The sequence below is a fragment of the Rhizobium sp. SVR5-2C genome (genome assembly GCF_056755115.1).
Genome location: NZ_JBNDHT010000267.1, coordinates 1 through 2,805, shown reverse-complemented (window position 1 = coordinate 2,805; position 2,805 = coordinate 1). Strand labels below are relative to the sequence as shown.

The following is a 2,805-nucleotide window of genomic DNA, read 5'->3' as shown; positions in this document are numbered from 1 at the left end:
TCGCAGCACCGAGCGTGGCGACAGGTTTTCCGGGGCGGAGAGTTCGTTGATGACGCTCAGTTCCTGATAGATGATGGATATTCCGGCCGCGTCGGCATCGGCCGGGGTCGTTCGCGGAAGGCCACATGCCCTCCGTCCCTATAGCCCTTCGGGCAACATTTGCTGATATCGACTTGCAGCCGGACGCGTTGCTCAAGCCGCACTTTCCACGTCAGACGACTTGCTCAACGGACGTCTTCTGAAGCGGTACTTCAAGACCGTAACGTTCTGAACGCGGTCCTGATTTCTTCACTGAAGAGTTCGGGTTCCTCCCAAGCGGCGAAGTGTCCGCCCTTGGCAACCCGATTGTAGTAGACAAGCTCGGGATAGGCCTTGGAGAGCCATTTCTTCGGCGGCTTGTAGACTTCCCCTGGAAACACCGTGACTGCGACAGGCACTTTGATGGGGGTCAACTTCGCCATCGCGCCCACGTTCTCCCAGTAGATCCGGCCGCTCGAAGGGCCGGTGTTCGTCAGCCAGTAAAGCGTGATGTTGTCGAGGATGGCGTCTTTGCCAAGGGCCTTTTCCGGATCTCCGCGTGTGAACACCCAGTCTGCGATCTTGTCGTAGAGCCACGCTGCGAGACCGACAGGGGAATCCGCAAGGCCGTACCCAATCGTCTCCGGCCGCGTGCCCATGATGGCCGCATAGCCGAAGCCGTTGTTTAGGAAGTCGCGAGCTTCATTGAAGATCACTTTCTCTTCCGGAGACAGACTGTCGGGCGCGGGCGTGCCGTTCATCAAGGCCTGTGCGGCGTCCTGAGGAAACGTGGCCGCGCGCTCCACCCGGTTGACATGGATGCCCAGCAATCCTTGGGGCGCCTGTCGGCCTAGGGCGTCGCTGATGATCGCTCCCCAGTCGCCGCCCTGCGAGACGTAGCGCTCGTAGGAGAGGCGCTTCATCAGCGTGTCCCATGCAGCGGCGATACGCTGGGGATCCCAGCCCTTGTCCGTCGGCTTTCCGGAGAAACCGAAGCCGGGGATCGAGGGGATTACCAGATGAAACGCGTCGGCCGCCTTCCCGCCGTGTGCTGTGGGATCGGTAAGCGGGCCGATGACGTTCAGCAGCTCAAAGACCGATCCCGGCCAACCGTGAGTCATAATCAACGGCAGCGCGTTTTCGTGCTTCGATCGGACGTGAATGAAGTGGATGTCGACTCCGTCAATGTTCGTGAGGAACTGCGGAAAGGAGTTGAGCTTCCTTTCCGCCTTTCGCCAGTCGTAGGACGACTGCCAGTAGTCGGCCAGTTCTCTCAGCCTCTCGGGCTGAACACCCTGAGACCGATCGGTGACCGTTTCACCATCCGGCCACCGCGTCGCGGCCAGACGTTGCCGCAGGTCAACAAGTGCGGCCTCGGGAGCTTTGGCATTGAACGGGCGGATATCGCCGATGCCAGCCGGAACTACGTTGACGGCGTCCGCGGCGGCAGCCGCCAACGGGATAATGGCCTCCGAAAGTCCGATCGCTACGCTGCCGAACAGCAGGGAGCGCCGGGAAATGTGCATTCTTTGAGTTGACTGCTGGACTGTCATGACATGCATCCTTTGCGAACGACGCCTCCGGGACTCATTTGATCGGTTCGACGAGTGCGACGCCCTTGCTGACGATCAGAACGGCCGAGCAGCGCACGCATCTTTTCGAGCGGCTCGACTTTCTCCTCGACGTTTGTGATGGCGTTCATGTTAATTCGTCTTTCTGGTTCAGAGGTAAGATGCGCATTGGACACCAAGGGGCCAGTGGGACGCATCATTCCTCGGCTCCCCTCGCTACTGAACTAACCGTCGGCGCGAGGTGTCCGGCTGTGATCGACGGGAATCTAGGCCGCCGGGCACCTTTCCGGTATTTGGAGAAAATGAGAGCCACCCTCTCATTTCGAAGCACCGTATCGTCGATCAGTCCCGCGCGTGCGCGATCGAAGCTCTTCAACCGGCGACTATTCGCAAGGAACGAGAGGTGACGGCTTCGCGCTGATCAAACCCTACCAGCGCGCCATCGTGCCAACATTCAGCGACCTTTTGCTGGGGCGAAGCCACGGCTGGGGCAAAACGGCTCGGGGTCGAAAGCGAGGCAATAAATTTGTGGAAGCACTTGTCCGCTTAGGGTCTGATAGCTTACCGTTGGTGGCATCTGCTGCCGAATTCCGCAAAAGGTTCGGTTTCCAACGCATCCATTAAGTGGTTCGCGCGTTCTTCGCTGGACCCACGAAAGAGGAAACCAATGTCTTTCCCACGGCCACGATCAGAAAACCCGTCGCTGCGTTTCGAGGATGCGAAGTCCGCCGTACGAAATATCCTTCAAGAACTACTGGCGTCCGCCAACGAGGCCGGATGGGGCACTGAAGAGATCACCGTGGCCATCGTCGAGGCCGCGCAGGTTCTGAAAGAAGCCAACAACAAGGATTCCGATCCTGCCGACGATCCGTCGATCAGCAACGCCGCGACGGAACAGATCGGTCGCGGTGAACTCTACGACTGACAGCGACCTCAGGCGAAATCGCCGACTCGCCCTGTCTGAAGTCACGATCGGCTAGCCTTCTCCTACGGCGGGATGGCCCTCACGCTTCCGCGTGAAGGCGGCCGCCCGCATTTCGTTTCGAAAGGTTATGTGCCTCCTCAATGGCGGAGGTTTCGCTTGCAACAGGGCGCGCTTCGACCGCCAGGACAGTATTACCGTGATCGTCACCTTCGCGCAGGCGTCGTCCTCGAACTTAGAGCGAATGCGTTCAGCTTCTCATCGGTCGCCTCCAACGCTTGGTCAGTATGGGAG

The 2,805-nt window shown here is 59.5% G+C and carries 2 protein-coding genes; one reads left to right on the top strand and one right to left on the bottom strand.

Annotated features, from left to right (window positions below; genetic code table 11):
• Nucleotides 1–251: 251 nt before the first annotated feature.
• On the bottom strand, nt 252–1,571 hold the full coding sequence (locus ACPYOI_RS35400; protein ID WP_481416758.1) for an epoxide hydrolase family protein: 1,320 nt from the start codon (nt 1,569–1,571) through the stop codon (nt 252–254).
• 685 nt (nt 1,572–2,256) lie between these two features.
• Between ACPYOI_RS35400 and ACPYOI_RS35395 the strand changes: the two genes are divergently transcribed.
• Nucleotides 2,257–2,514, top strand: a complete 258-nt coding sequence (locus ACPYOI_RS35395; RefSeq protein WP_168834208.1) for a hypothetical protein — start codon at nt 2,257–2,259, stop codon at nt 2,512–2,514.
• Nucleotides 2,515–2,805: the final 291 nt, after the last annotated feature.